Origin of the sequence: Achromobacter sp. 413638, assembly GCF_043119405.1 — a bacterium.
Lineage (GTDB): Bacteria > Pseudomonadota > Gammaproteobacteria > Burkholderiales > Burkholderiaceae_B > Achromobacter.
On sequence record NZ_JBICCO010000073.1, the window covers coordinates 12,337 to 35,251 of the forward strand.

Sequence of the window (22,915 nt, forward strand, 5' to 3'; positions counted from 1 at the left end):
GCACACGACCGTCGTGGTGTTTCGCGTTGTCCGGCCCTGTGCGCGCCGTTCGATCTACACGTGGAGCTACACACCATGAACGCTGTGACTGACAAATCCTTCTCCGACTACATCGTCGCCGACCTGTCGCTGGCCGGCTGGGGCCGCCGCGAGCTGGCCATCGCCGAAACCGAAATGCCCGGCCTGATGGCCATTCGCGAAGAATTCGCCGCCAAGCAGCCGCTCAAGGGCGCCCGCATCGCCGGCAGCCTGCACATGACCATCCAGACCGGCGTGCTGATCGAGACGCTGGTGGCGCTGGGCGCCGAAGTGCGCTGGGCCTCGTGCAACATCTTCTCGACGCAGGACCATGCCGCCGCCGCCATCGCCGCGTCCGGCACGCCGGTCTTCGCCGTCAAGGGCGAGACGCTCGAAGAGTACTGGCAGTACACGCACAAGATCTTCGAATGGCCCAATGGCCAGAACGCCAACATGATCCTGGACGACGGCGGCGACGCCACCCTGATGCTGCACCTGGGCACCAAGGCTGAAAAGGACATCTCGGTGCTGGCCAACCCGGGCAGCGAAGAAGAGCGCATCCTGTTCGCCGCCATCAAGGAAACGCTCAAGCGTGATCCGAAGTGGTACTCGACCCGCCTGGCGCTGATCAAGGGCGTGACCGAGGAAACCACCACCGGCGTGCATCGCCTGTACCAGATGTCGCAGAAGGGTGAGCTGGCCTTCGCCGCCATCAACGTCAACGACTCGGTCACCAAGTCCAAGTTCGACAACCTGTACGGCTGCCGCGAATCGCTGGTCGACGGCATCAAGCGCGCCACCGACGTGATGGTGGCCGGCAAGATCGCCGTGGTCGCCGGCTACGGCGACGTGGGCAAGGGCTGCGCCCAGGCGCTGGTGGCGCTGCGCGCCCAGGTCTGGGTTACTGAAATCGACCCGATCTGCGCGCTGCAGGCCGCGATGGAAGGCTTCAAGGTCGTGACCATGGAAGAAGCCGCCGCTCATGGCGACATCTTCGTGACGGCCACCGGCAACTTCCACGTCATCACGCGCGAGCACATGAACGCCATGAAGGACCAGGCCATCGTGTGCAACATCGGCCACTTCGACAACGAGATCGACGTCGCCTCGCTGGCCGACTGCAAGTGGGAAGAGATCAAGCCCCAGGTCGACCACGTGATCTTCCCGGACGGCAAGCGCATCATCCTGCTGGCCCAGGGCCGCCTCGTGAACCTGGGTTGCGCCACCGGCCACCCCTCGTTCGTGATGTCCTCGTCCTTCGCCAACCAGACCATCGCGCAGATCGAGCTGTACACGCGCAATGAAGCCTACAAGTCGGGCGAAGTCTACGTGCTGCCCAAGCACCTGGACGAGAAGGTCGCGCGCCTGCACCTGAAGAAGCTGGGCGTGAACCTGACCACGCTGCGCAAGGACCAGGCCGACTACATCAGCGTGCCGGTCGAAGGTCCTTACAAGCCGAATCACTACCGCTACTGATGCTTGTAGCAAAATAGGGGGACGCCACGCCATGTCGGCGCGGCGTTTTCCGGTTCCAGGGCAAGGCGGCCGCAACCGGGCCGCCGGGTCCCGGAGCTTCAAGACTGGAGGTTGAGCATGTCCATGATTCTCGTCTGGATCCTGAACGCGGTGGCCCTGCTGGCGGTCGCCTACCTGCTGCCCGGCATCACGGTGGCCAGTTTCGGTTCGGCGCTGATCGCCGCGCTGGTGCTGGGCCTGGTGAACATGCTGGTCAAGCCGGTGCTGGTGCTGCTGACGCTGCCCATCACCATCGTCACGCTCGGCCTCTTTCTCATCGTGATCAACGCCTTGTTGTTCTGGTTCGTCGGCTCCGTGCTGAAGGGCTTCCAGGTCAACGGGTTCTGGTGGGCCGTGGGGGGAGCGATCCTCTACAGCATCATCTCCGGCCTGCTGACCAAGCTGATCCCGTAGAGGGGGAAGGCCCACCCCCGAAGCGCTGCGCGCTTCCCCCTCAAGGGGGCATGCCTGCGGACCGGCGGAGCCGGATCCGCGGCATCCCGATGGGGTGGCATCCGTGGGCGCGGTTCCGGCAGAGGGCTCTTGTCCAGCGGTTTCCGGTGGATTGACACTTGTTTCAAGGGGCGCGGTCAGCGTCATGGATAACTGAAATGTCCGAATCGACTTCTCCTGCATTCAGCCTGGAGTTCTTTCCCCCCCGTGACCTGGCCGGCCAGGAACGGCTGGTGCGCGCGGCCAAGCAGATGCTGGCGATCCAGCCCAAGTACGTCAGCGTGACGTTCGGCGCGGGCGGCTCGACGCGCGCCGGCACCGCCGACGCGGTGCGCACGCTGCGCAACCTGGGTTGCGACGCGGCGCCGCACCTGTCCTGCGTGGGCGCGTCCCGCCAGGACCTGCGCGACATCCTGCAGGCCTACAAGAACGAAGGCGTGCGGCGCGTGGTCGCACTGCGCGGCGACCTGCCGTCCGGCATGGGCGGCGACGCGGGCGAGCTGCGCTACGCCAACGAGCTGGTGTCCTTCATCCGCGAGGAAACCGGCGACTGGTTCCACATCGAAGTGGCGGCCTATCCCGAAATGCACCCGCAGGCCGCCAGTCCGTCGGCCGACCTGGCGCATTTCGTGGCCAAGGTGCGGGCCGGCGCCAACGCCGCCATCACGCAATATTTCTTCAACGCCGACGCCTATTTCGACTTCGTCGACCGGGCCCAGGCCAAGGGCGTGAACGTGCCGATCGTGCCGGGCATCATGCCCATCACCAACCACTCGCAGCTGCTGCGCTTCTCGGAAATGTGCGGCGCCGAAGTGCCGCGCTGGATCCGTCTGCGCCTGGCCGAGTTCGGCGACGACAAGGCCTCGATCCGCGCCTTCGGCGTGGACGTGGTGACCGAGCTGTGCCAGACCCTGCTGGACAACGGCGCGCCGGGCGTGCATTTCTATACGCTCAACCACGCCGAGGCGCCGATGGCGATCTGGCGCGAGCTGTCGCGTTGATCGTTCGGGCAAGCGATACATGAAGAAAGCCGGCGCATGCCGGCTTTTTTCATGGCATTTCGCAAGCGGGGCAGGCTCAGCAGGGCGGCCAGCGTTGGCGCCAGAAACACGAAAGCCCGCAGCAATTGCTTGCATACGGGCCTCGGATGGTGGGCACGTGAAATTCACATGCGTTGGCCGCAGTGTAGGACAGCCCGGAATTGCGTACAAGCGAACATGCGCAGTCTCTAGTTCAACTGATCCGACCCCGGCCCCTCGGCCAGCACCTGCGGCGCCGGGTAGCTTTCCTGCGGCACGTCCATGGGGTCGACCCGCTTGGGCTGGTGCACGCGGCTGGCGGGCACCAGGGAGTCGGGCGACTCGGGGTTGGTCCACAGCGGGTCGGGGATTTCGGCGAAGACCTGGCGCAGGCGTTCGCCCCAGGTGCCGCGGATCATGCGGAAGTATTCGTTGTGCTCGTCGATGCTGGCGAAGTGCGTGACGCGCAGCGTGCCGGTGTCGTAGACCAGCAGGTCCAGTGGCAGGCCGACCGAGATGTTCGAGCGCAGCGTGGAATCCATGGAGATCAGCGCGCACTTGGCGGCCTCGTCCAGCGGCGTATCGGGTTGCAGCACACGGTCCAGGATGGGCTTGCCGTACTTGGCCTCGCCGATCTGGAAGTACGGGCATTCCTCGCCAGCCTCGATGAAGTTGCCGGCGGCGTAGATCTGGAACAGCCGGCAGCGTTCGGCGCCGATCTGGCCCCCGAAAATCAGGCTGACGTTGAAGTCCACGCCCTGCTCGCGCAGCGCGTCGGCCTCGCGGCGGTAGACCTCGCGCACGGCGTTGCCGATGCGGCGCGCGGCCTCGAACATATCGGGCGCGTTCCACAGCGTTTCGCCGCCTTCCTGCTGCTGGCGGGCCAGGCCGTCCAGCACGGCCTGGCTGACGGCCAGGTTGCCGGCGGTCATCAGGACCATCACGCGTTCGCCGGGGCGTTCGAAGACGGTCATCTTGCGGTAGACGCTGATCTGGTCCACCCCCGCGTTGGTGCGGGAGTCGGACAGGAAAACCAGGCCGGCGTTCAGGCGGGCGGCGACGCAGTAGGTCATGATCGGAGCAGGGGAAAAGCCACGCCGCATTGTAGTGCGGCGCGGCCCGCGTGCACGGCGGGGGTCATTGCTGCGCCGCGGTCTGCACCTGCACGGTGACTTCCATGGACTCCTCGCCGCCGCCATTGCGCACGCCGCGCACCGGCGAGGCCGAGTCGTAGTCGCGCGCCACGGCCAGCCGGCAATGGCATTCCGAGGCGAACTGGCGGTTGGTGATGTCCACGCTGGTCCAGCCCGCGCCCGGCAGCCAGATGTCGGCCCAGGCGTGGCTGGCGGCGTGCTCGGCGGTGGTGTACAGATACCCGCTGACGTAGCGCGCGGGCACGCCCAGGCCGCGCGCGCAGGCCAGGAACAGGTGGGCGTGGTCCTGGCAGACGCCGTGGCCCATGGCCAGCACCTGGTTGGCCGCGGTGGTCACGTCGGTCATGCCGGGCTCATACGCTACGCGGTCGCAGATGGCGCGCGCCAGCGCCAGCGCGTCGTCGGGCGTGTTCAGGCCGTCGGGCAGCGCGTGGCGGGTGAAGGCCAGGATGGTCTCGTCGGCCTGGGTCAGCGCCGTCTGCACACAGTAGGCATGCACCGGCAGCCGGCTGTCCTCGCCGCCCAGCGCGCCGCGCGCGAGCGCGCCCACCACCACCTGTCCGACTACGCGCAGTTCAATGTCGGTGTGCGGGCCGTTCAGCGTCAGGGTATGGGTGATGTTGCCGTAGGCGTCCACTTGCCGCTCCAGCGCGCCGGGCGCCTCGATATGCCAGCGCAGCACGCGCTGGTGCTCGTCGTCGCGCGGCGTGAGGCGCAGCGTCTGGATGCTGTAGGTCACCGGCGCGGTGTAGCGGTAATGGGTCACGTGGGTGATGATCTGTTTCATGCTGCGCTCCTACGCCGACAAGGGCACCAGGAAGTCCTGGCTGATGCGGTTGCCGAGATCGTTGATGCGGTCCAGGAAGTGCTCCAGGTACTGGTGCAGTCCGCTGGCCAGGATGTCCTCGACGCGCCCGTATTGCAGTTCCGCGCGCAGCATTCCGGTGCGGCGCTGCGTTTCCGCCGAGCGCTGGTTGGCCACGCGCGCCAGGTCGTCGGACAGCGAGTGGATCGCGGCCAGCAGCGAGCGCGGCATGTCCGGCCGAAGGATCAGCAGCTCGGCCACGCGGTCGGGCGTGATCACGTCGCGGTAGACCTTGCGGTAGATCTCCAGGCCCGACACCGAGCTGAGCAGCGCCGACCAGCGGTAGAACTCGCTTTGCGCGGCCGTCGGCGGCGCGGCGGCGTCGTTGCGCGCCTCGCCGGCGTGGCCGTTGCCGCCGCGTTCGTGGAACTTCACGTCCAGCATGCGCGCGGTGTTGTCGGCGCGTTCCAGGTGCATGCCGATGCGCATGAAATACAGCGCTTCGTCTTCCAGCATGGTGCCGATGGTGACGCCGCGCGCCAGGTGCGAGCGGAACTTCATCCATTCGAAGAACTCGCCCGGATTGCGTTCCAGCAGGCCGGTGTGCAGGTGCTTCTGCAGTTCCAGCCAGGTGGTGTTGTAGGTTTCCCAGACCTCGGTGGTCAGGCTGCCGCGCACGGCGCGCGCGTTCTCGCGGGCGGCGTGCACGCAGGAATAGATGGACGAGGGATTGTCGGCGTCGCGCACCATGAAGTGCAGCACGTCGTGCGGCGAGATGGCGGCGTGCCGGGCGCGGTACAGGCCCTGCAGCTCGGAGATGCGCAGCACGGCCAGCCACGAGCCCTCGCGCGCCTGCGCGTCCTGCGGCAGCAGCGACATCTGCAGGTTCACGTCCAGCATGCGGGCCGTGTTCTCGGCGCGCTCGGTGTAGCGGCACATCCAGAACAGGTTGTCGGCGGTTCGGCTCAGCATGGTTCAGTCCTCCAGTACCCACGTATCCTTGGTGCCGCCGCCCTGGCTGCTGTTGACCACCAGCGAGCCTTCGGTCAGCGCTACGCGGCACAGTCCGCCTGGCACCGTGCGGATGTCCTTGCCGCACAGCACGTAGGGGCGTAGGTCGACGTGGCGCGGCGCCACGCCGGACTCGACGTAGGTGGGCACGGTGGACAGCGCCAGCGTCGGCTGGGCGATGTAATTGGCGGGGTTGGCGCGCACGCGGTCCTTGAAGGCCTCGACCTCGGTGCGCGTGGCCGACGGCCCGACCAGCATGCCGTAGCCGCCCGCGCCATGCACCTCCTTGACCACCAGCTCGTGCATGCGGTCCAGCACGTGCGACAGCTCGTCGGGCCGCGCGCAGCGCCAGGTGGGCACGTTCGACAGGATCGGTTCCTGGCCCAGGTAGAAGCGGATCATGTCCGGCACGTACAGGTAGGTGGACTTGTCGTCGGCGATGCCGGTGCCGATGGCGTTGGCCAGCGTGACGCGGCCGGCGCGGTAGACCGACAGCAGGCCCGGCACGCCCAGCGCTGAATCAGCGCGGAACGACAGCGGGTCCAGGAAATCGTCGTCCAGCCGGCGGTAGATCACGTCCACCTTGCGCGGGCCCTGCGTGGTGCGCATGTAGACCGTGTTCTGTTCGACGAACAGATCCTGGCCCTCGACCAGCTCCACGCCCATCTGCTGCGCCAGGAAGGCGTGCTCGAAATAGGCCGAGTTGTACATGCCCGGCGTCAGCACGACCACGGTGGGCGCGTCGCCGCCGTGCGGCGCGACCTCGCGCAGATTGTCCAGCAGCAGGTCGGGGTAATGCGCCACGGGTTCGACCTTGATGCGGCCGAAGGCGTCGGGCATCAGCCGCATCGACATCTTGCGGTTCTCCAGCATGTAGGACACGCCCGAGGGCACGCGCAGGTTGTCTTCCAGCACGTAGAACTCGCCCGCGCCGGCGCGCACGATGTCGACGCCGGCGATATGGCAGTAGATATCCTCGGCCACGTCCACGTCCTGCATCTCGGGCCGGTATTGCGCGTTCAGGAAGACCTGCTCGGCCGGCACCACCCCGGCGCGCACGATGTCGTGGCCGTGGTAGATGTCGTGGATGAACATGTTCAGCGCGCGCACGCGCTGTTTCAGGCCGGCGTCGAGCCGGCGCCATTCGTCGGCGGGGATGACGCGGGGGATCAGGTCGAACGGGATCAGTCGTTCTGTGCCGGCGGCGTCGCCGGCCACCGAGAAAGTGATGCCGACGCGGCGAAAGCTCAGGTCCGCTTCCAGCCGGCGCACGGCCATGGACTCGGCCGACTGCTCGCCGTGCCAGCGTTCGAACGCTTCGTAGTGGGAGCGTATGCCGCCGGCGCTGTCGCGCATTTCGTCATAGGCGGGGGGGCGGGCGGGTCTGTCCTTCATGGCTCCTCCGATGCAAGTGCTGGGGCCGGCTCGAAGCCGGTCCTGATAACAAGCAACCCGCGTGCCAGGCTGGCCGGCGCGCGGACGGTCCCTGCGGAAACACTATCCTCCGCCGGGCGGTTGTTGGCTATCCCCGTCGCGATGGATGCCGCAGGGAAAAGGGGCAGGGCGCCGCCTGTGGGCGCGCGAGGGCGGCCGGCGGCAGGTTGCGAGGGCTGGCGGACGATGGCGCCGCCAGGGAAGGGGAACAGGCTGGACCAGGGCGCTTGGCGCTGCTGGCCTGGGTGGAGTGGACGGCGGCCGGGGGTTGCGGCCGGGCTGGCAGGGGGCTCGATGCCGCTCGATCAGTGAGCGCTCACCGAAGCGATCAGGGCGGCGCAGGCCGCGTTTTGCGGGCCTGTCAGCGGCTCATGTTACAGACCGCACTGTTTTGGTGCAAGAACGCCGGGCGGAAATGGTGCGCGGCGCGGCCCCGGGGGGCGGGGCCAGGTTCAGCCGAGTCGATAGGAAAACAGCGTCTTGCCGCCCTTGCCGGGTTGCGACAGCGGCGCCTCGGGCACCCAGCCGTCCTCGGTCAGGATGGCGTCCAGCGGGTAGTCGTGTTCGGCCGGCTCGTAGTCGGCGTCCAGCTCGCCGCAGCTCCAGGCGATGCCGATGGCGGTGAAGGGCTGGCCGCCGTCGCGCAGCGCGGCCAGCGTGCGGTCGTAGTAGCCGCCGCCGTAACCCACGCGGTCGCCAAACTGGGTAAAGCCGAGCGTGGGCGCCAGCACCACGTCGGGCGGCAGTTCGTCGCCCGCGGCGGGTTCCTGGATGCCGTAAGCGCCGCTGCGCATGGGGGCGTCCGGCGTCCAGGGCAGGAAGGCCAGCGGGGCGTTGCGTTCGCGCACCACCGGCAGCACCACGGTGATGCCGGCTTCCACCCATTGCTCGAGCAGCGGGCGCAGGTCGGGTTCGTCCTCCATGGGCCAGAACGCGGCCACGATGGAGGGCGCGCGGCGGCCCGCCTTGACCGCTTCGTCGCGGGCGGCGTTCAGCCAAGTGAACAGCCTTGCGCGCATCAGCAGACCGCCACGGCTGCGCTGGTTTTCCGGCATGTCGGCGCGCAGTTGGCGCAATCGCGCGCGCAGCGGGACTGCGGTATCCTCTGGAGTATTTTGCGTAGTCATGCGGTAGCGGTAACGAGGGTGGAAAATGAAAGCAAGAATGCAGGCCTGCGACCAGGCGCAGAACAAGGCTGGCACGTGAGGAAGACACCCATGGCACACGCCCTGCAATCCGGACGGTATCAGAAATCCGCGCGGCCGGCGTCCGCCGCCGACGCGGCGCCGGCCGGCGCCGGCCTGCGCCGCTGGCTGCCGCTGCTGGCGTTGTTCACCGCCGCCTGCGCGCCGGTCGACGCGCAGCAGCGCAGCGCCTCGGTCAATCCGCAACCCCAGCCCGTCGCCCAGGCGTCGCAGCCCGCCATCGCCGTGCCGCCGGCCGTGCTGGCCGGCCTGCCGCCCACCAACGACACGCCCGCGCTGGCCGCCGTCCAGGCCGCGCGCGAGGCCATGAACCGCAAGCAGTGGTCGGTGCTGGGCGCGTTGGTGCCCCAGGCCAAGTCCGACCCGCTGGGCATGTACCCGGAATACTGGCTGCTGCGTTACCAGCTGTGGTCGCCGCCGGCCGGCGGGCGGCCCAACGCCGACCTGCAGCGCTTCATCAGCGGCAACCCCGACGCCTACCTGGCCGACCGCCTGCGCGGCGACTGGCTGCTGGCCGCCGCCCGCAGCGGCGATTTCGACACCGTGCGCAAGCTGGCGCCGGTGAAGAACAGCAACGCGCAGATCGAATGCGCGATCCTCGACGCCAAGCACATGAGCGGTCAGCGCGCCACCGCCGCCCAGGCCATGGCCGTGTTCCAGCCCGGCACCGCCTGTTGGGGCCTGTACGACCAGCTGGTGGCCGATCGCGTCCTGGGCTGGGACGAGCTTGAACCGCAGCTGCGCGACGCCATCGAGGCCAACAAGACCACCGACGCGCGCAAGTTCGTGCAGTACATGTTCGAGCCGCGCGACCAGAAGACCTACGACCTGCTCATCAAGGATCCGATGAAGTGGCTCACCCGGCAGGACCGCCTGCCGGTGGGCCGCAACGAGAAAGAGCTGGTGACCATCGCGCTGGCGCGCCTGGCCCGCTCCGACGTCAGCGTGGCCGATTCCTACCTGCGCCGCGAATGGGCCAAGTCCATGGCCAAGTCCAATCTCGCCTGGGTGCGCGGCCAGTACGCGCTGGCCGCCGCGCTGAACCTGGACAGCCGCGCCAACGATTGGTACCACGAGGCCGGCCATATCCGCATGACCGAGTACAACGCTGGCTGGAAGGTGCGGGCGGCGCTGCGCCAGCCCAAGATCGACTGGAAGTGGGTCATCGAGTCCATCGACGAGATGCCGCCGACCCAGCGCGCCGACACCTCCTGGGTCTACTGGAAGGCGCGCGGCCTGGCCGCCACCGGCCGCAAGGACCAGGCCCAGGCCGCCTACGCCAGCATCGCCGACCGCTTCGACTTTTACGGCCAGCTGGCCGCCGAGGAACTGGGCCGCCGCATCACGGTGCCGCCGCGTCCCGCGCCGATCACCGACGCCGAGATCGCCGAGGCGCGCGCCAACCCTGGCTTGCGCCGTGCCGTGCAGCTGTTCCGGCTGGGCTGGCGCGCCGAGGCCGTGCCTGAATGGAACTTCGCGCTGCGCGGCATGAGCGACCGCCAGCTGATGGCGGCCGCCGAGCTGGCGCGCGCCGAGAACATCTACGACCGTGTGGTCAACACCTCGGACCGCACCGAGAAGGAATTCGATTTCAGCCAGCGCTTCATCGCGCCCTTCGAGGGCCGCGTCACGGCCAAGGCCAACGCCATCGCGCTGGACCCGGCCTGGGTCTACGGCCTGATCCGCCAGGAATCGCGCTTCATCATGGACGCGCGCTCGCATGTGGGCGCGTCGGGCCTGATGCAGCTGATGCCGGCGACCGCAAAATGGGTCGCGGGCAAGATCGGCATGACCGATTTCACGCCCGCCAGCGTCAACGATTTCGACACCAACACCGAGCTGGGCACCAACTATCTGAACATGGTGCTGCGCGATCTGGACGGTTCGCAGATGCTGGCCAGCGCCGGCTACAACGCCGGCCCGCGGCGGCCGCACAACTGGCGTTCCACCTTCACGCATCCGGTCGAGGGCGCGATCTTCGCCGAGACCATCCCGTTCAACGAGACGCGCACCTACGTCAAGAACGTGATGTCGAACTCCGTCTATTACGCGGCCATGTTCAGCGGCCAGCCTCAATCCCTGAAGGAGCGGCTGGGCAAGGTCGTGCCCCTGGGCGCCGAAAGCACCACGCTGCCATGACGCAGGACCCCGCAACCCAGGGCCTGCAGGTGTATATCGTGGGCGGCGCGGTGCGCGACGCTCTGCTGGGCCTGCCGGCCGGCGATCAGGACTGGGTCGTGGTCGGCGCCACGCCCGAGGATATGGCGCGCCGGGGCTTCATGCCCGTGGGCGGCGATTTTCCGGTGTTCCTGCATCCGCGCACCAAAGAGGAATACGCGCTCGCCCGCACCGAGCGCAAGTCCGGCCACGGCTACAAGGGCTTCACCTTCCATACCGGTGTCGACGTGACGCTGGAAGACGATCTGCGCCGCCGCGATCTCACCGTCAACGCCATTGCGCGCAAGCCCGATGGCGAGCTGGTCGACCCGCTGGGCGGCCAGGCCGACCTGCGCGCGCGCGTGTTCCGCCACGTGGGCGAGGCCTTCGAGGAAGACCCCGTGCGCATCCTGCGGCTGGGCCGCTTCGCGGCGCGCTTCGCCGATTTCAGCATCGCGCCCGAGACGCTGGCGTTGTGCCGCCGCATGGTCGAGGCCGGCGAGGCCGACGCGCTGGTGGCCGAGCGCGTGTGGAAGGAACTGTCGCGCGGCCTCATGACCGCCAAGCCGTCGCGCATGCTGGACGTGTTGCACCAGTCCGGCGCGCTGGCGCGGGTGATGCCGGAATTGCGGGAGCCGGCGGCCGTGGGCGCGGACGTGGACCGGGCCGCCACGCTGGGCCTGCCGCTGGCGTCGCGCTATGCGCTGATGTGCCGGCTGACGCCCGAGCGCGAAGCCCTGGGCCGGCGTCTGCGTGTGCCCACCGAATGCAATGATTGCGCGCGTCTGCTGCCGGAGATGCTGTCCGGCCTGGAGGCGGTCGACCGACAGGACGGCGCGAATGCGCAGCTGGCGCTGATCGAGCGCGCCGACGCGTTGCGCAAGCCCGAACGCTTCATGGATCTGATTCAGGCGGCCGCCGTGCTGCGGACCGTTGATGACGCTGCATGGCAGGCTCGCGTGGACGCGGCGCGCGGCGTGGACGCCGGCGCCATCGCGCGCGCCTGCGCGGGCGATCCGGCGCGCATCAAGGAAGGGGTCAGGCAGGCCCGGCTGGCGAGCCTGGCAGCGCTGGCGTCGCCGGCGAACTGAGGCCGGGAGGCGTCTTCAAGGCGGGGGCGCGTCTTCACGATCGGGACGCGCCGTCAAACCGCCGCGCAGCGTGGCGCGCGGCTTCTCCAGGGTTGCCGCCCAGGTTCAGAGCTTGCCGAGCCGGTCGCCGCGCGCGAAGCCGCGCAGCGGCGCGGTGATGCCACGGCCCACCGCCAGCACCTTGAACAGCTCGCCCATCTCGGCTTCCGACAGCAGCTTCTGCACCGGCGCGACGGCGCGCGCATAGGCGGCCGCATCCGAGGGGTCGAGCTGCGCCAGCAGCTCCATCAGGCCGGCGTTCATCAGGAAGCGCGCCTGCGAGGTATAGCCCAGCACCTGCAGCCCCGCCGCCTGCGCGGCGTCGGCCATGGCGGTGAAGTCCACGTGGGCGGTGATGTCCTGCAGGCCCGGCGCGGTGAAGGGATCGCCATGGGCGTGGTGCCGCAGATGGCACATCAGCGTGCCGCCCGCGCGCTGCGGATGGTAGTACTCGCTGCGCGGAAAGCCATAGTCGATCAGCAGCGCCGCGCCGCGTTCCAGCCAGCCGCCCATCGCGCCGATCCAGGCCTCGGCCTGCAGATTGATCTCGGATACATAGCCGGGCAGGGCCGGCATGCGCCCGGCCAGCGCGGCCGCCAGCGCGGGGCTGGCCGGGCGGTCTTCCCAGACGAATTCGTCGTGCGCGCCCAAGGCCACGCCGCGTTCCAGCGGCGTCGCGTCCTCGCTCCAGCGGAACAGCGACACCGGCATGGCGTCCAGCACTTCGTTGGCTAGCACGCAGCCCGAGAAGGACGTCGGCAGCGCGTCCAGCCAGCGCACGCGCGCACCGAAGGGCGCCAGCCGTTCTGCCTGGACCGCGCGCAGGTCGGCCGACACTTCCAGGATCAGGTATTCGGCGTGCGTCTGGCCCAGCGCGTCCAGCTCGCGCAGCACGCCTTCGGCCAGCGCGCCGGTGCCGGCGCCGAATTCCAGCACGGCGGACGTGCCGGTCTGCGCCAGCACGTCGGCGGCCTGGCGCGCCAGCGTGCGCGCGAACAGCGGCGTGAGCTGCGGCGCGGTGACGAAGTCGCCCGACGGCAGCGCGGCGGCGTCGGCCGGGTCGGCCAGCTTGACGTTGCCGGCCGCGTAGTAGCCCAGCCCCGGCGCGTACAGCGCTTCCGCCATCCAGTGGTCGAACGGCAGCCAGCCGGAAGCGGCCCGGATGGCCGCGCGCAGATGATCCGCGGCGGCGGCGCTGTGTTCGAGGGAGGCGGGATCCAGGGGCGGGAGATTGGCGGGAGCGGGGCGTTGCATGTAGCGGCCATGTGAGGAATCCGGGAATTTTAGCCGGGGGGCGGCTGCGCCCGTACTGGCAAGACTGTCAGGGGACCGGCAGGTCGTCCTGCGATGGTCTCTCTAAATACTCACTATATGAGATCAATACTTATATATTGATAATTTAAAAAAACCTACCTACACTCCGGCCAATAAGGAAACAGGAAACCCACGACGGTGTTCGGAGAAAGGAAGGAGCCAAGTGTCCACAGCCCAACGCAAACTCAAGGCCGCCATCATCGGCAGCGGCAACATCGGCACGGACTTGATGATCAAGATCCTGCGCCATGGCCAGCACATCGAAATGGGAGCGATGGTCGGCATCGACCCGCAATCGGACGGCCTGGCCCGCGCGGCGCGGCTGGGCGTGGCCACCACGCATGAAGGGGTCGAAGGCCTGGCGCGCCTGCCGGTCTTCCAGGACATCGACTTCGTGTTCGATGCCACCAGCGCCGGCGCCCACGTGAAGAACGACGCATTCCTGCGCGCGCTCAAGCCCGGCATCCGCATGGTCGACCTGACGCCGGCCGCCATCGGCCCGTACTGCATTCCCGTGGTCAACGGCGAGGACCACCTGGACGCCTTGAACGTGAACATGGTGACCTGCGGCGGCCAGGCCACGATCCCGATGGTCGCGGCCGTATCGCGCGTGGCCAGGGTGCACTACGGTGAAATCGTGGCGTCGATCTCCAGCAAGAGCGCGGGCCCCGGCACGCGCGCCAATATCGACGAGTTCACCGAAACGACGTCCAAGGCCATCGAGGCGGTGGGCGGCGCCACGCGCGGCAAGGCCATCATCGTGCTCAATCCGGCCGAGCCGCCGCTGATCATGCGCGACACCGTCTACACGCTGAGCGAACTGGCCAACGAGGACGCCATCGCGCGTTCGGTCGAGGACATGGCCGCCGCCGTGCAGGCCTACGTGCCCGGCTATCGCATGAAGCAGAAGGTGCAGTTCGACCGCATCGACACGCCCGTGCGCCTGCCCGGCGTGGGCGAGGCGCTCACCGGGCTGAAGACCTCGATCTTCCTGGAAGTCGAGGGCGCGGCCCATTACCTGCCTGCTTATGCGGGCAACCTGGACATCATGACCAGCGCAGGCCTGCGCACCGCGGAACACATGGCCCGCCGCATGCTGGCGGCCGCGGCGCTTGTTTGAGGGCGGTGACAGACGATGAACCAAGCCAAGAAAATCTATATCTCCGACGTGACGCTGCGCGACGGCAGCCACGCCATCCGCCACCAGTACAGTGTTGAACAGGCCCGGCGCATCGCCCGGGCGCTCGACGAGGCCAAGGTCGATTCCATCGAGGTCGCGCACGGCGACGGCCTGCAGGGCTCCAGCTTCAACTACGGCTTCGGCGCGCACACCGACCTGGAATGGATCGAGGCCGTGGCCAGCGAGGTCAGGCACGCCAGGATCGCCACGCTGTTGCTGCCCGGCATCGGCACCGTGCACGACCTGAAGAACGCCTATGACGCCGGCGTGCGCGTGGTGCGCGTGGCCACGCATTGCACCGAGGCCGACGTCTCGCGCCAGCACATCGAGTACGCCCGCCATCTGGGCATGGAGGCCGTCGGCTTCCTGATGATGAGCCACATGACCGAACCGCAGGCGCTGGCGCGGCAAGCCAAGCTCATGGAAAGCTACGGCGCGACCTGCTGCTACGTGGTGGACTCCGGCGGCGCGCTCGGCATGCAGGACGTGCGGGACCGCTTCCGCGCCTTCAAGGATATGCTCAAGCCCGAAACGCAGACCGGCATGCACGCTCACCACAACCTGAGCCTGGGCGTGGCCAATTCCATCGTTGCCGTCGAGGAAGGCTGCGACCGCGTGGACGCGAGCCTGGCCGGCATGGGCGCGGGCGCGGGCAACGCGCCGCTGGAAGCCTTCATCGCCGCCATCGACCGCATGGGCTGGAACCACGGCACCGATCTCTACAAGCTCATGGACGCGGCCGACGACATCGTCCGTCCGCTGCAGGATCGTCCGGTGCGGGTGGATCGCGAGACGCTGGCGTTGGGCTACGCGGGCGTGTACAGCTCGTTCCTGCGCCATGCCGAGGCGGCGGCGGCCAAGTACCAGCTCAAGACCGTGGACATCCTGGTCGAGCTGGGCAAGCGCCGCATGGTGGGCGGCCAGGAAGACATGATCGTCGACGTGGCGCTGGACATCCTCAAGCAGCGCGCCTGATCCGCCAGGCGCCGCCTGGCACCCGCGCGCCGGCTCCGGCCGCCGCGCGGATGCCCACAATTTGAATATCAACGAGACAAGCAAGGTACTTCATGTCGACAAGACAATCGGGCCCGGCCATGGGCAACAGGCCGGCGGGCAGTCACGCCCGTCCGGAAGCCGTTACGGTCAGCGAGGCCGATCGCCGGCGCGCGCTGTTCGGCAGCGCGGTCGGCAGCACCATCGAGTGGTATGACTACTTCCTCTACGGAACGATGTCGTCCATCGTCTTTGGCAAGCTGTTCTTTCCGTCGAGCGATCCGGTCACCAGCCAGCTGCTGGCGCTGGCCTCGTTCGCGCTGGCGTTCCTGATCCGTCCCATCGGCGGCATCGTGTTCGCGCACGTGGGGGACCGCGTCGGCCGCAAGAAGACGCTGGTGATCACGCTGTCCATCATGGGCCTGTCCACGGTGCTCATCGGCCTGACGCCGACCTATGCCAGCATCGGCATCTGGTCGCCCATCCTGCTGACCCTGCTGCGCCTGCTGCAGGGACTCGCGCTGGGCGGCGAATGGGGCGGCGGCGTGTTGCTGGCCGTGGAGTACTCGCCGGCGCACAAGCGCGGCTTCTTTGGCGCGGTGCCCCAGACCGGGGCCTTGTTCGGCCTGGCGCTGGGCAACTTCGCCACCTCGGGCCTGAGCGCGCTGTTCTCGGAGGAGGCCTTCCTGTCCTACGGCTGGCGCATTCCGTTCGTGCTGTCCATCGTGCTGGTGCTGATCGGCATGTGGATCCGCAACAAGGTCGAGGAAACGCCGTCCTTCCGCAAGGTGGCCGCCGAAGCCCGGGACAATCCCAAGAATGCCGGGGAGCGCAAGATGCCTCTGGTGGAGACGCTGACCCGGCATTGGCGCGCCGTGCTGATCGCCATCGGCGCCAAGTTCGTCGAGACCAGCACCTTCTTTCTCTTCGCCACCTTCACGATCTCGTATCTGGTGGGCCTGGGCTATCCGCGCGTCCAGGCGCTGAACGTGGTGCTGGTGGCCGCGCTGATCGCTGTGCCGGTGATGCTGTACTTCGGCGCCCTGTCGGACCGCATTGGCCGCAAGAAGGTGTTCGCGTGCGGCACGGTGGCGATCGCCCTCTACGCGCTGCCGTATTTCTGGCTGCTCAACCAGGGTTCGGCGCTGATCGCGACGGCCGCCGTGGTGCTGGGTTTTTCCATCATCTGGTCCACCTACGGCTCCGTGCTGGGCACGTTCTTCGCCGAGAGCTTTCCGCCGAACGTGCGCTATACCGGCGTTTCGCTCGGCTATCAGGTGGGCGCGGCGCTGGTCGGCGGGCCGATGCCGCTGATCGCCACCGCCCTGCTGGCCCGCTATGATGGCAGCTATGTCCCGGTGGCGGTCTTCATCGTCCTTTGCGCCGCGGTGTCGCTGATCGCGGTCGGCTTCACCAAAGACCGTACCGGGCAACCGCTGGATACGTGACGCGCAGGACGCGTGTCGCATCGGCGCCGCCGGCGCCGCTGGCCGTCGATGCCTCACGTTCCGTCACCCTCTGCTCAGCACATGACCGAAAAATCCGTCGACAAGACCGTCAAGGCCGAAAAGGCCGCCAAGACAGCCAAGCCGCTTGCCAGCCAGACCCTGTTCCGAGGACTCGACGTGGTCAGCGCGGTGGCCGAAGGCTGCCGCAGCGTGCAGGACATCTCCGACCGGACCGGCATCGCCTTCAGCACCACCCACCGGCTGGCCTCGGCGCTGGTGCAGATACGCTATCTGCGCTTCGAGCCGCGCAAGGGTTATCGACTGGGCAGCCGGCTGGTCGAGCTGGGTTTCATGGCCTACCGCGACTCCGCCATCACCACGACGGCGCGGCCCTTGCTCGAAGAGCTGGCCGCCCAGACGCAGGACACCGTGCACCTGGCCGCGCTGGATGAAGATGAAGGCATCATCTATCTCGACAAGATCGGCGGCCAGCGGCCCATCGAGGTCAACACGCGCATTGGCGGCCGCAAGCCCGTATGCAGCACCAGCGTGGGCAAGGCGCTGATCCTGGACCAGGGGCCCGCCGCGTGGAAACAGCGCTACGAACAGGAAGCCGCCAAGGGCATGGGCGGACGCCTGCCGCTGGATGAATGGCTGGCCGCGATGGCGGTCTATGCGGCCAAGGGCTATACCTTCGACCTGGCTGAAAACGTCGACGGCATCCGCTGCGTGGGCACGCCCGTGCGCGATGCCAGCGGCGCCATCGTCGCATCGATCAGCGTGACCAGCACGGACGCCTACACCGACGAGGCGCGCATGCACGAGATCATTCCCCTGGTGCAAAGCGTGGCCCGCAAGATCAGCATGCTGCTGGGCGCGGGCGGCGCATAGCCGGCATCGCGCCATGCGTCGCCGGCGCGCCGCCGGATTCAGCGTCCCAAAGCAAAACACCCCAGCCGTCGGAAAGCATCCGATGCCTGGGGTGTTTTTCAGCTGGCGAGGCGCGGCTCGCGCCGCGCCCGCGAGCGGGGCTTAGCCGCGGCGCGCGCCTGCCGGCTTGCTGAAACGCTTGCCGCCGTCGCGCTTGTCGAACGAGGGCTTGCCGTGGAAACCGCCTTCGCGCTGCGGACGGTCGCCGAAGCTGGCGCGGTCGTTGAAGCTGGGGCGGTCGCCGCCACGGAAGCCGCCTTCGCGTTGCGGGCGATCGCCGAACGAGCGCTCGGCGCGGAAACCGCCTTCGCGTTGCGGACGGTCGCCGAACGAGGGCTTGCCATGGAAGCCGCCTTCGCGCTGCGGGCGGTCGCCGAACGAACGCTCGGCGCGGAAGCCGCCTTCACGTTGCGGACGGTCGCCGAAAGCGGGACGGTCACCGAACGGGCGCGACGGACGCGCTTCGCGGTCGCCACGGTAACCGCCTTCGCGGTTGCCCTGGTAGCCGCCGCCGGGGCGCTTGCCGAAGGGCTTGCCGCCGCGCGGGCCGCCGGTGGACGGACGCGGCGTGCGCTGGGGTTCCAGGCCGGCGATGACTTCGGGCGTGATCGACTGGCCGATGTAGTGCTCGATGCGGCGAACCTTGTGGCGCTCGGAGTGCGTGGCCAGCGTGTAGGCCAGGCCGTTGCGGCCGGCGCGGCCGGTGCGGCCGATGCGGTGCACGTAGTCCTCGGCCTGCATCGGCAGGTCGAAGTTCACGGCGTGGCTGATGCCTTGCACGTCGATGCCACGGGCGGCCACGTCGGTGGCCACCAGGATGCGCAGCTGGCCGCGCTGCAGTTGCGTCAGGGTGCGGGTGCGCTGGCGCTGGTTCATGTCGCCGTGCAGGGCGGCGGCGGCAAAGCCCTGGTCGGCCAGGCGGTCGGCCAGATCGTCGGCGCCGCGCTTGGTCGACGTGAAGACGATGGCCTGATCCAGCGAGGCGTCGCGCAGCACGTGGTCCAGCAGCTGCATCTTGTGGCTGGCGTCGTCCGCGTACAGCAGGCTTTGCGTGATGTTGGTGTGCTTTTCCTTGGCGCCGGCGATCTCGATGCGCTGCGGTTCGCGCATCATGCGGGCGGCCAGCTTGGCCACGGTGCCGTCCAGCGTGGCCGAGAACAGCAGCGTCTGGCGGCTTTCCGGCAGGCGGCCGATGATGGTCTCGATGTCCTCGATGAAGCCCATGTCCAGCATGCGGTCGGCTTCGTCCAGCACCAGCGTGTGCACGGTGTTCAGTTTGACGCGGCCGGCGTTCAGGTGATCGATCAGGCGGCCGGGGGTGGCGACCAGCACGTCCACGCGGCGCGACAGCGCCTTCAGTTGCGCGCCGTAAGGCATGCCGCCCACGACCGTGGCGGTGCGCAGGTCGGCCAGCTTGCGGCCGTAGGTGGCGGTGGCGTCGGTGACCTGCAAGGCCAGTTCGCGGGTCGGGGTCAGCACCAGCACTTGCACGCCGACGCCCTTGTTGGCGGGCATCTGGGCGATGCGGTGCAGCGCCGGCAGCATGAAGGCGGCGGTCTTGCCGCTGCCCGTCTGCGAGGACACCATCAGGTCATGGCCGGCCAGGGCCTGGGGAATGGCGGCGGCCTGCACGGCGGTGGGGGTGCTGAAGCCGGCGTCTTGCACGGCGGACAACAGGGCAGGCGCGAGGCCGAGGTTTTCGAAAGACATAACTTTCCCTTGCCGCGGTCAAAGCGGCGCATTGCCAGGTCGGGCCGAAGGTAGGGGCGGCGATCCGGGCGACGGTTGATGGAGCATCGTGCCGACCGAATCAACCGTGCGCGTGACGCGTTCCATGTAACTGCCGGGAACGCAGGGCGAAAGGAAAGGAGGTCAGGAATCGATGATGTTCGGCATGGGCCAGGGCGAGAGGCTGCCCGGCAGACTGCAAAAAAATCCGCTAAATCAACGCGGTAGATGCCGAACTCGTTTTGTGCAGTGCGGCGATCATAACCCGAATTCGCCTTGCCTGGGAATTATTTTTTTGTCCAGTACCCAATCAATAGGGTTTTTCCCTTGGTCAACCAGCCAGCGATTGGTCGCCGCGAAATGGCCGCAGCCCAGGAAGGGCACGGGCGGGCGGCGGGCCGACAGCGGCGAGGGGTGATTGGACATCAGCACCAGATGGCCGCTGTTGCCGGGCAGCAACGCCTGCTTGGCCTGGGCGTGCGCGCCCCACAGCAGGAAAGCCTTGGGCGAGGGGTCGCGCGCCACCAGCGCGATCAGCGCGTCCGTCACTGTTTCCCAGCCGCGCTTGGCGTGCGAGGCGGGCTGGCCGTCTTCCACGGTCAGCGCCGTGTTCAGCAGCAGCACGCCCTGGTCGGCCCAGGGGCTCAGGTCATTGCCGGCCGGCACGGGGGTGTCGGGGAATTCCTGGGCGATCTCATTGAAGATGTTGCGCAGGCTGGGCGGCCGCTTGCAGTCGTCCGGCACCGAGAACGCCAGCCCCTGCGCCTGCCCTGGGCCATGGTACGGATCCTGGCCCAGGATCACCACCCGCACGTCCGACGGCGCCAGCCCATGCAGCGCGCGGAACGGCGTGGCCGGATAGACCACCGCGCCGTCGGCCAGGCGTTGCTCTATATGAGCGGTCACGGCGGCCAGCGCGTCAGCCACGGCGCGCGCGGCGAAAGCGGCTTGCCATGCGGCGGGAAGTTCGGCGGCCTGGGCGGCCAGGGCGGAGGGGAGCAGGCGGTTGTCCATGGGCATGGGCGCGATTGTGGCACAGGGTCATGGACCGTTCCGGAACGTGGCGCTGCTTCGGGTTTATCCCTAGTGCACTTTGAGACCAGTCCGATGGAACTCCACCGTGCTTCCCGGTAGGTTGTAACCAATTCGAATTCCCGCCCAATGGGTGCGAACTTGGTAAGAAATGATAAAAAACATACAACTTCCGATATTGTCGCCAATTACTAATTCAAAAGTTTTTATTTTTCGACATATTCAGGCCTTAAGTTCCGGTGGTGCAGTTCCGTCAAATAAAACGTAGTCGGCTTTTATTTCAATAAGAAACAAATGCGTACCCGTCATATCAGGCGGAAAACCCTCCGGCATAAGGGTTTCCGTCGAGTGGCGCTGTCGGCTGCATTGATGGCGTTCCTTGCTTTCCCCTCGGCCGCGCAGCAGACGCCCGCTGAAGCCGCCGCCCGTGCCAGCGAAATCCAACGCCGCCAGGAACAGGAGCTGGAGGCGCAGCGCGCCCGCGCCGCGCAGCGGCCCGACGTCCTGTCCGCGCCCGAGGCGCCGGCCGCCGGCGAAGGGCCGCTGGTGTTTCCCCAGGAAAGCCCCTGCTTCGTCCTGCGCGAAGTCACATGGGATGGTGCCGCGCCGCCGGCGGACCTGCGCAAGCTGGCCGCCACGGCCGTCGGCCCCTGCGTGGGCGGGCTGGGCCTCAAAACCCTGCAAGAGCACCTGCACGCGCGGCTCATCGACCAGGGCCGGGTTACCGCGCGCGTGCTGGTCCCCGAGCAATCGCTGGCGGCCGGCACGCTGACGTTGCGCTACGTGCCGGGCCGCATCTCGGCGGTGCAGAGCGAAGGCGCGGCCGGCTGGTGGCGCACCGCCTTGCCGACCGGGCCGGGCGGCGAGCTGAACCAGCGCGACCTGGACCAGGCCCTGGAGAACATCCGCCGCCTGGGCAGCCAGGCCGACGCCTCCATCGACGTGGCGCCGGGCCCCGAGCTGGGCGATTCCGACATCGTCATCAAGCCCGGCACCGGCAAGCGCTGGCACGCGTATATCGGCGGCGACAACGCCGGCATGGAATCCACCGGCAAGGAGCAGATCAACGCCGGCCTGACGCTGGATTCGCCGCTGTTCCTGTACGACCAGTTCTCGGTCTCCTGGAACAGCAACGCCGCCTTCGGGCGCGACGACGCCGCCACGCGCGCCGGGTCCGTCAACTACAGCATTCCCTTCGGCTACTGGACGCTGTTCGCCGGCGCCAGCCGCTCGCGCTATCGCCAGACCGTGGCGGGTTTCGACGAGCCCATCATCTATGCCGGCACCACCAAACAGGTGGACATCGGCGTGTCCGTGGTGCCGTATCGCGGCAGCACCTACAAGGGCACCGTGATGTTCAAGCTGCTGCGCAAGCGGGTCAACAGCACGATCAACGACATCGACATCGAGGTGCAGCGCCGCGACGTCACCGGCTACGAGTTCAGCTACGGGCATCGCCACTACGTGGGCCAAGCCGCGCTGGACATCGGTGGCGGCGTGCGCGGCACCTTGCCGCAATGGTCCAACCAGTCCGGCTACGTCTACGGCGATCCCGACTGGAACGGACGCAGCATCATCCTCACGGCCAACGCCGGGCTGTACCTGCCGTTCAAGCTGTCCGGCCAGCAGCTGGCCTATCAGGCCAACTGGCAGATCCAGCACGCCAGGACGGCCATCGTGCCGTCCGACTATTTCACCATCGGCAACCGCTACGCGGTGCGCGGTTTCGACGGCCAGATGACGCTGGCCGCCGAAGACGGCTGGAGCCTGCGCAACGACCTGTCGCTGAATCTTGGCGACCTGGGCCAGCAGCTTTACGTCGGATTGGACGTGGGCCGGGTCGGCGGGCAGTCGGCCCAGTTCCTGTCCGGCCGCACCCTGGTCGGTTCCGTCGCCGGCCTGCGCGGCCGCGTGACCATGCCCGGTCTTGCCAATGCGGTCAACGCCAGCTACGACCTGTCGCTGGGTTGGCCGCTCAAGAAACCAGAAAGCCTGAAGACGCAGCACACCGTGTTCGCCGCGTCGCTGATGTTCGAGTTCTAGCGTGAAGCGCGGCCGGGCCTGCCCGCGCCGCGTCCAGTGTCAGCGGTATCAGCTGTATCAGTTGCGTTGTTATTGCTCGCCGCCGGCCATGCCGGCGCGGACCGCTAGCCCGCGGCCGCGTCGAGGGCCTGGCGCGGCGGGGCCGTCGCTCGCGGGCCGCATGCCTCGCGAGTGGCGGCTTGCCATCCAAACGATTACCGAGAGTCGCCTCATGTCCAAGTTCCGTTCCGCCATTGTCTGGCTCGTGCTCTACACCCAGATCTGGACGCCCGTGCTGGCGCAGACGCTGCCGATCAGCGTGGACAAGAACGTTTCTGGCCAACGGCCGATCGTGGGCACGAGCAAC

The 22,915-nt window shown here is 68.0% G+C and carries 18 protein-coding genes; 10 read left to right on the forward strand and 8 right to left on the reverse strand.

From position 1 onward, the window contains the following. The first annotated feature begins 75 nt into the window (after positions 1-75). The 3 genes from ahcY to metF all read left to right on the forward strand — a co-directional run bounded on the left by ahcY (position 76) and on the right by metF (position 2,987). A complete protein-coding gene (gene ahcY / locus ACEU5R_RS24035; protein WP_103271571.1) occupies positions 76-1,494 on the forward strand; it encodes an adenosylhomocysteinase in 1,419 nt (472 codons plus the stop codon). A 117-nt stretch (positions 1,495-1,611) separates the two neighbouring features. Then, positions 1,612-1,947 (forward strand): phage holin family protein, encoded by a 336-nt coding sequence (locus ACEU5R_RS24040; protein ID WP_103271570.1) that lies wholly within the window; start codon positions 1,612-1,614, stop codon positions 1,945-1,947. 197 nt (positions 1,948-2,144) lie between these two features. After that, on the forward strand, positions 2,145-2,987 hold the full coding sequence (metF, locus tag ACEU5R_RS24045) for a methylenetetrahydrofolate reductase [NAD(P)H] (protein ID WP_103271569.1): 843 nt from the start codon (positions 2,145-2,147) through the stop codon (positions 2,985-2,987). Between the two features lie 227 nt (positions 2,988-3,214). Here metF and ACEU5R_RS24050 read toward each other — a convergent pair whose 3' ends face one another. From ACEU5R_RS24050 to ACEU5R_RS24070, 5 genes are all read right to left on the reverse strand, one after another. After that, entirely contained in the window at positions 3,215-4,078 is an 864-nt protein-coding gene (locus tag ACEU5R_RS24050) for a peptidase (protein ID WP_392412158.1), read from the reverse strand. A 64-nt stretch (positions 4,079-4,142) separates the two neighbouring features. Further along, complete coding sequence (locus ACEU5R_RS24055) at positions 4,143-4,946, reverse strand: transglutaminase domain-containing protein (protein WP_392412160.1); 804 nt, start codon at positions 4,944-4,946, stop codon at positions 4,143-4,145. A gap of 9 nt (positions 4,947-4,955) precedes the next feature. Continuing rightward, positions 4,956-5,936, reverse strand: coding sequence for an alpha-E domain-containing protein (locus ACEU5R_RS24060; RefSeq protein WP_103271566.1), 981 nt, complete (start codon positions 5,934-5,936; stop codon positions 4,956-4,958). Positions 5,937-5,939: 3 nt separating this feature from the next. Beyond that, on the reverse strand, positions 5,940-7,370 hold the full coding sequence (locus tag ACEU5R_RS24065; RefSeq protein WP_392412162.1) for a circularly permuted type 2 ATP-grasp protein: 1,431 nt from the start codon (positions 7,368-7,370) through the stop codon (positions 5,940-5,942). A 491-nt stretch (positions 7,371-7,861) separates the two neighbouring features. Next, complete coding sequence (locus ACEU5R_RS24070) at positions 7,862-8,536, reverse strand: 5-formyltetrahydrofolate cyclo-ligase (protein WP_103271564.1); 675 nt, start codon at positions 8,534-8,536, stop codon at positions 7,862-7,864. 90 nt (positions 8,537-8,626) lie between these two features. Here ACEU5R_RS24070 and ACEU5R_RS24075 point away from each other — a divergent pair, with 90 nt between their 5' ends. After that, complete coding sequence (locus ACEU5R_RS24075) at positions 8,627-10,753, forward strand: transglycosylase SLT domain-containing protein (RefSeq protein ID WP_392412163.1); 2,127 nt, start codon at positions 8,627-8,629, stop codon at positions 10,751-10,753. Then, positions 10,750-11,862, forward strand: a complete 1,113-nt coding sequence (locus ACEU5R_RS24080) for a CCA tRNA nucleotidyltransferase (RefSeq protein ID WP_392412165.1) — start codon at positions 10,750-10,752, stop codon at positions 11,860-11,862. The genes ACEU5R_RS24075 and ACEU5R_RS24080 overlap by 4 nt, the downstream gene beginning before the upstream one ends. Positions 11,863-11,967: 105 nt before the next feature. Here ACEU5R_RS24080 and ACEU5R_RS24085 read toward each other — a convergent pair whose 3' ends face one another. Next, a complete protein-coding gene (locus ACEU5R_RS24085; RefSeq protein ID WP_392412167.1) occupies positions 11,968-13,155 on the reverse strand; it encodes a class I SAM-dependent methyltransferase in 1,188 nt (395 codons plus the stop codon). A gap of 223 nt (positions 13,156-13,378) precedes the next feature. Between ACEU5R_RS24085 and ACEU5R_RS24090 the strand changes: the two genes are divergently transcribed. The 4 genes from ACEU5R_RS24090 (at position 13,379) to ACEU5R_RS24105 (ending at position 17,727) form a co-directional block, all read left to right on the forward strand. Continuing rightward, the gene (locus ACEU5R_RS24090; RefSeq protein ID WP_392412169.1) at positions 13,379-14,335 is read left to right on the forward strand and encodes an acetaldehyde dehydrogenase (acetylating); all 957 of its coding nucleotides are present in this window, start codon (positions 13,379-13,381) and stop codon (positions 14,333-14,335) included. Between the two features lie 15 nt (positions 14,336-14,350). Then, the gene (dmpG, locus tag ACEU5R_RS24095; protein WP_392412171.1) at positions 14,351-15,370 is read left to right on the forward strand and encodes a 4-hydroxy-2-oxovalerate aldolase; all 1,020 of its coding nucleotides are present in this window, start codon (positions 14,351-14,353) and stop codon (positions 15,368-15,370) included. A 92-nt stretch (positions 15,371-15,462) separates the two neighbouring features. Continuing rightward, positions 15,463-16,836, forward strand: coding sequence for an MFS transporter (locus ACEU5R_RS24100; protein WP_392412172.1), 1,374 nt, complete (start codon positions 15,463-15,465; stop codon positions 16,834-16,836). Positions 16,837-16,917: 81 nt separating this feature from the next. Then, the gene (locus ACEU5R_RS24105) at positions 16,918-17,727 is read left to right on the forward strand and encodes an IclR family transcriptional regulator (RefSeq protein ID WP_212321373.1); all 810 of its coding nucleotides are present in this window, start codon (positions 16,918-16,920) and stop codon (positions 17,725-17,727) included. 141 nt (positions 17,728-17,868) lie between these two features. Here the strand turns inward: ACEU5R_RS24105 and ACEU5R_RS24110 are convergent, their stop codons facing one another. Both ACEU5R_RS24110 and ACEU5R_RS24115 read right to left on the reverse strand, forming a co-directional pair. Next, on the reverse strand, positions 17,869-19,476 hold the full coding sequence (locus ACEU5R_RS24110; protein ID WP_392412175.1) for a DEAD/DEAH box helicase: 1,608 nt from the start codon (positions 19,474-19,476) through the stop codon (positions 17,869-17,871). Positions 19,477-19,752: 276 nt separating this feature from the next. Continuing rightward, a complete protein-coding gene (locus tag ACEU5R_RS24115; protein ID WP_392412177.1) occupies positions 19,753-20,514 on the reverse strand; it encodes a uracil-DNA glycosylase in 762 nt (253 codons plus the stop codon). A 381-nt stretch (positions 20,515-20,895) separates the two neighbouring features. Here ACEU5R_RS24115 and ACEU5R_RS24120 point away from each other — a divergent pair, with 381 nt between their 5' ends. Then, positions 20,896-22,569, forward strand: coding sequence for a ShlB/FhaC/HecB family hemolysin secretion/activation protein (locus ACEU5R_RS24120; protein ID WP_392412179.1), 1,674 nt, complete (start codon positions 20,896-20,898; stop codon positions 22,567-22,569). Positions 22,570-22,915 lie beyond the last annotated feature (346 nt).

Bases quoted from the DNA above. Each gene is read 5' to 3' on its own strand.
- ahcY (WP_103271571.1), top strand. From the start codon at position 76: ATGAACGCTGTGACTGACAAATCCTTCTCCGACTACATCGTCGCCGAC.
- ACEU5R_RS24040 (WP_103271570.1), top strand. From the start codon at position 1,612: ATGTCCATGATTCTCGTCTGGATCCTGAACGCGGTGGCCCTGCTGGCG.
- metF (WP_103271569.1), top strand. From the start codon at position 2,145: ATGTCCGAATCGACTTCTCCTGCATTCAGCCTGGAGTTCTTTCCCCCC.
- ACEU5R_RS24050 (WP_392412158.1), bottom strand. From the start codon at position 4,078: ATGACCTACTGCGTCGCCGCCCGCCTGAACGCCGGCCTGGTTTTCCTG.
- ACEU5R_RS24055 (WP_392412160.1), bottom strand. From the start codon at position 4,946: ATGAAACAGATCATCACCCACGTGACCCATTACCGCTACACCGCGCCG.
- ACEU5R_RS24060 (WP_103271566.1), bottom strand. From the start codon at position 5,936: ATGCTGAGCCGAACCGCCGACAACCTGTTCTGGATGTGCCGCTACACC.
- ACEU5R_RS24065 (WP_392412162.1), bottom strand. From the start codon at position 7,370: ATGAAGGACAGACCCGCCCGCCCCCCCGCCTATGACGAAATGCGCGAC.
- ACEU5R_RS24070 (WP_103271564.1), bottom strand. From the start codon at position 8,536: ATGACTACGCAAAATACTCCAGAGGATACCGCAGTCCCGCTGCGCGCG.
- ACEU5R_RS24075 (WP_392412163.1), top strand. From the start codon at position 8,627: ATGGCACACGCCCTGCAATCCGGACGGTATCAGAAATCCGCGCGGCCG.
- ACEU5R_RS24080 (WP_392412165.1), top strand. From the start codon at position 10,750: ATGACGCAGGACCCCGCAACCCAGGGCCTGCAGGTGTATATCGTGGGC.
- ACEU5R_RS24085 (WP_392412167.1), bottom strand. From the start codon at position 13,155: ATGCAACGCCCCGCTCCCGCCAATCTCCCGCCCCTGGATCCCGCCTCC.
- dmpG (WP_392412171.1), top strand. From the start codon at position 14,351: ATGAACCAAGCCAAGAAAATCTATATCTCCGACGTGACGCTGCGCGAC.
- ACEU5R_RS24100 (WP_392412172.1), top strand. From the start codon at position 15,463: ATGTCGACAAGACAATCGGGCCCGGCCATGGGCAACAGGCCGGCGGGC.
- ACEU5R_RS24105 (WP_212321373.1), top strand. From the start codon at position 16,918: ATGACCGAAAAATCCGTCGACAAGACCGTCAAGGCCGAAAAGGCCGCC.
- ACEU5R_RS24110 (WP_392412175.1), bottom strand. From the start codon at position 19,476: ATGTCTTTCGAAAACCTCGGCCTCGCGCCTGCCCTGTTGTCCGCCGTG.
- ACEU5R_RS24115 (WP_392412177.1), bottom strand. From the start codon at position 20,514: ATGCCCATGGACAACCGCCTGCTCCCCTCCGCCCTGGCCGCCCAGGCC.
- ACEU5R_RS24120 (WP_392412179.1), top strand. From the start codon at position 20,896: ATGGCGTTCCTTGCTTTCCCCTCGGCCGCGCAGCAGACGCCCGCTGAA.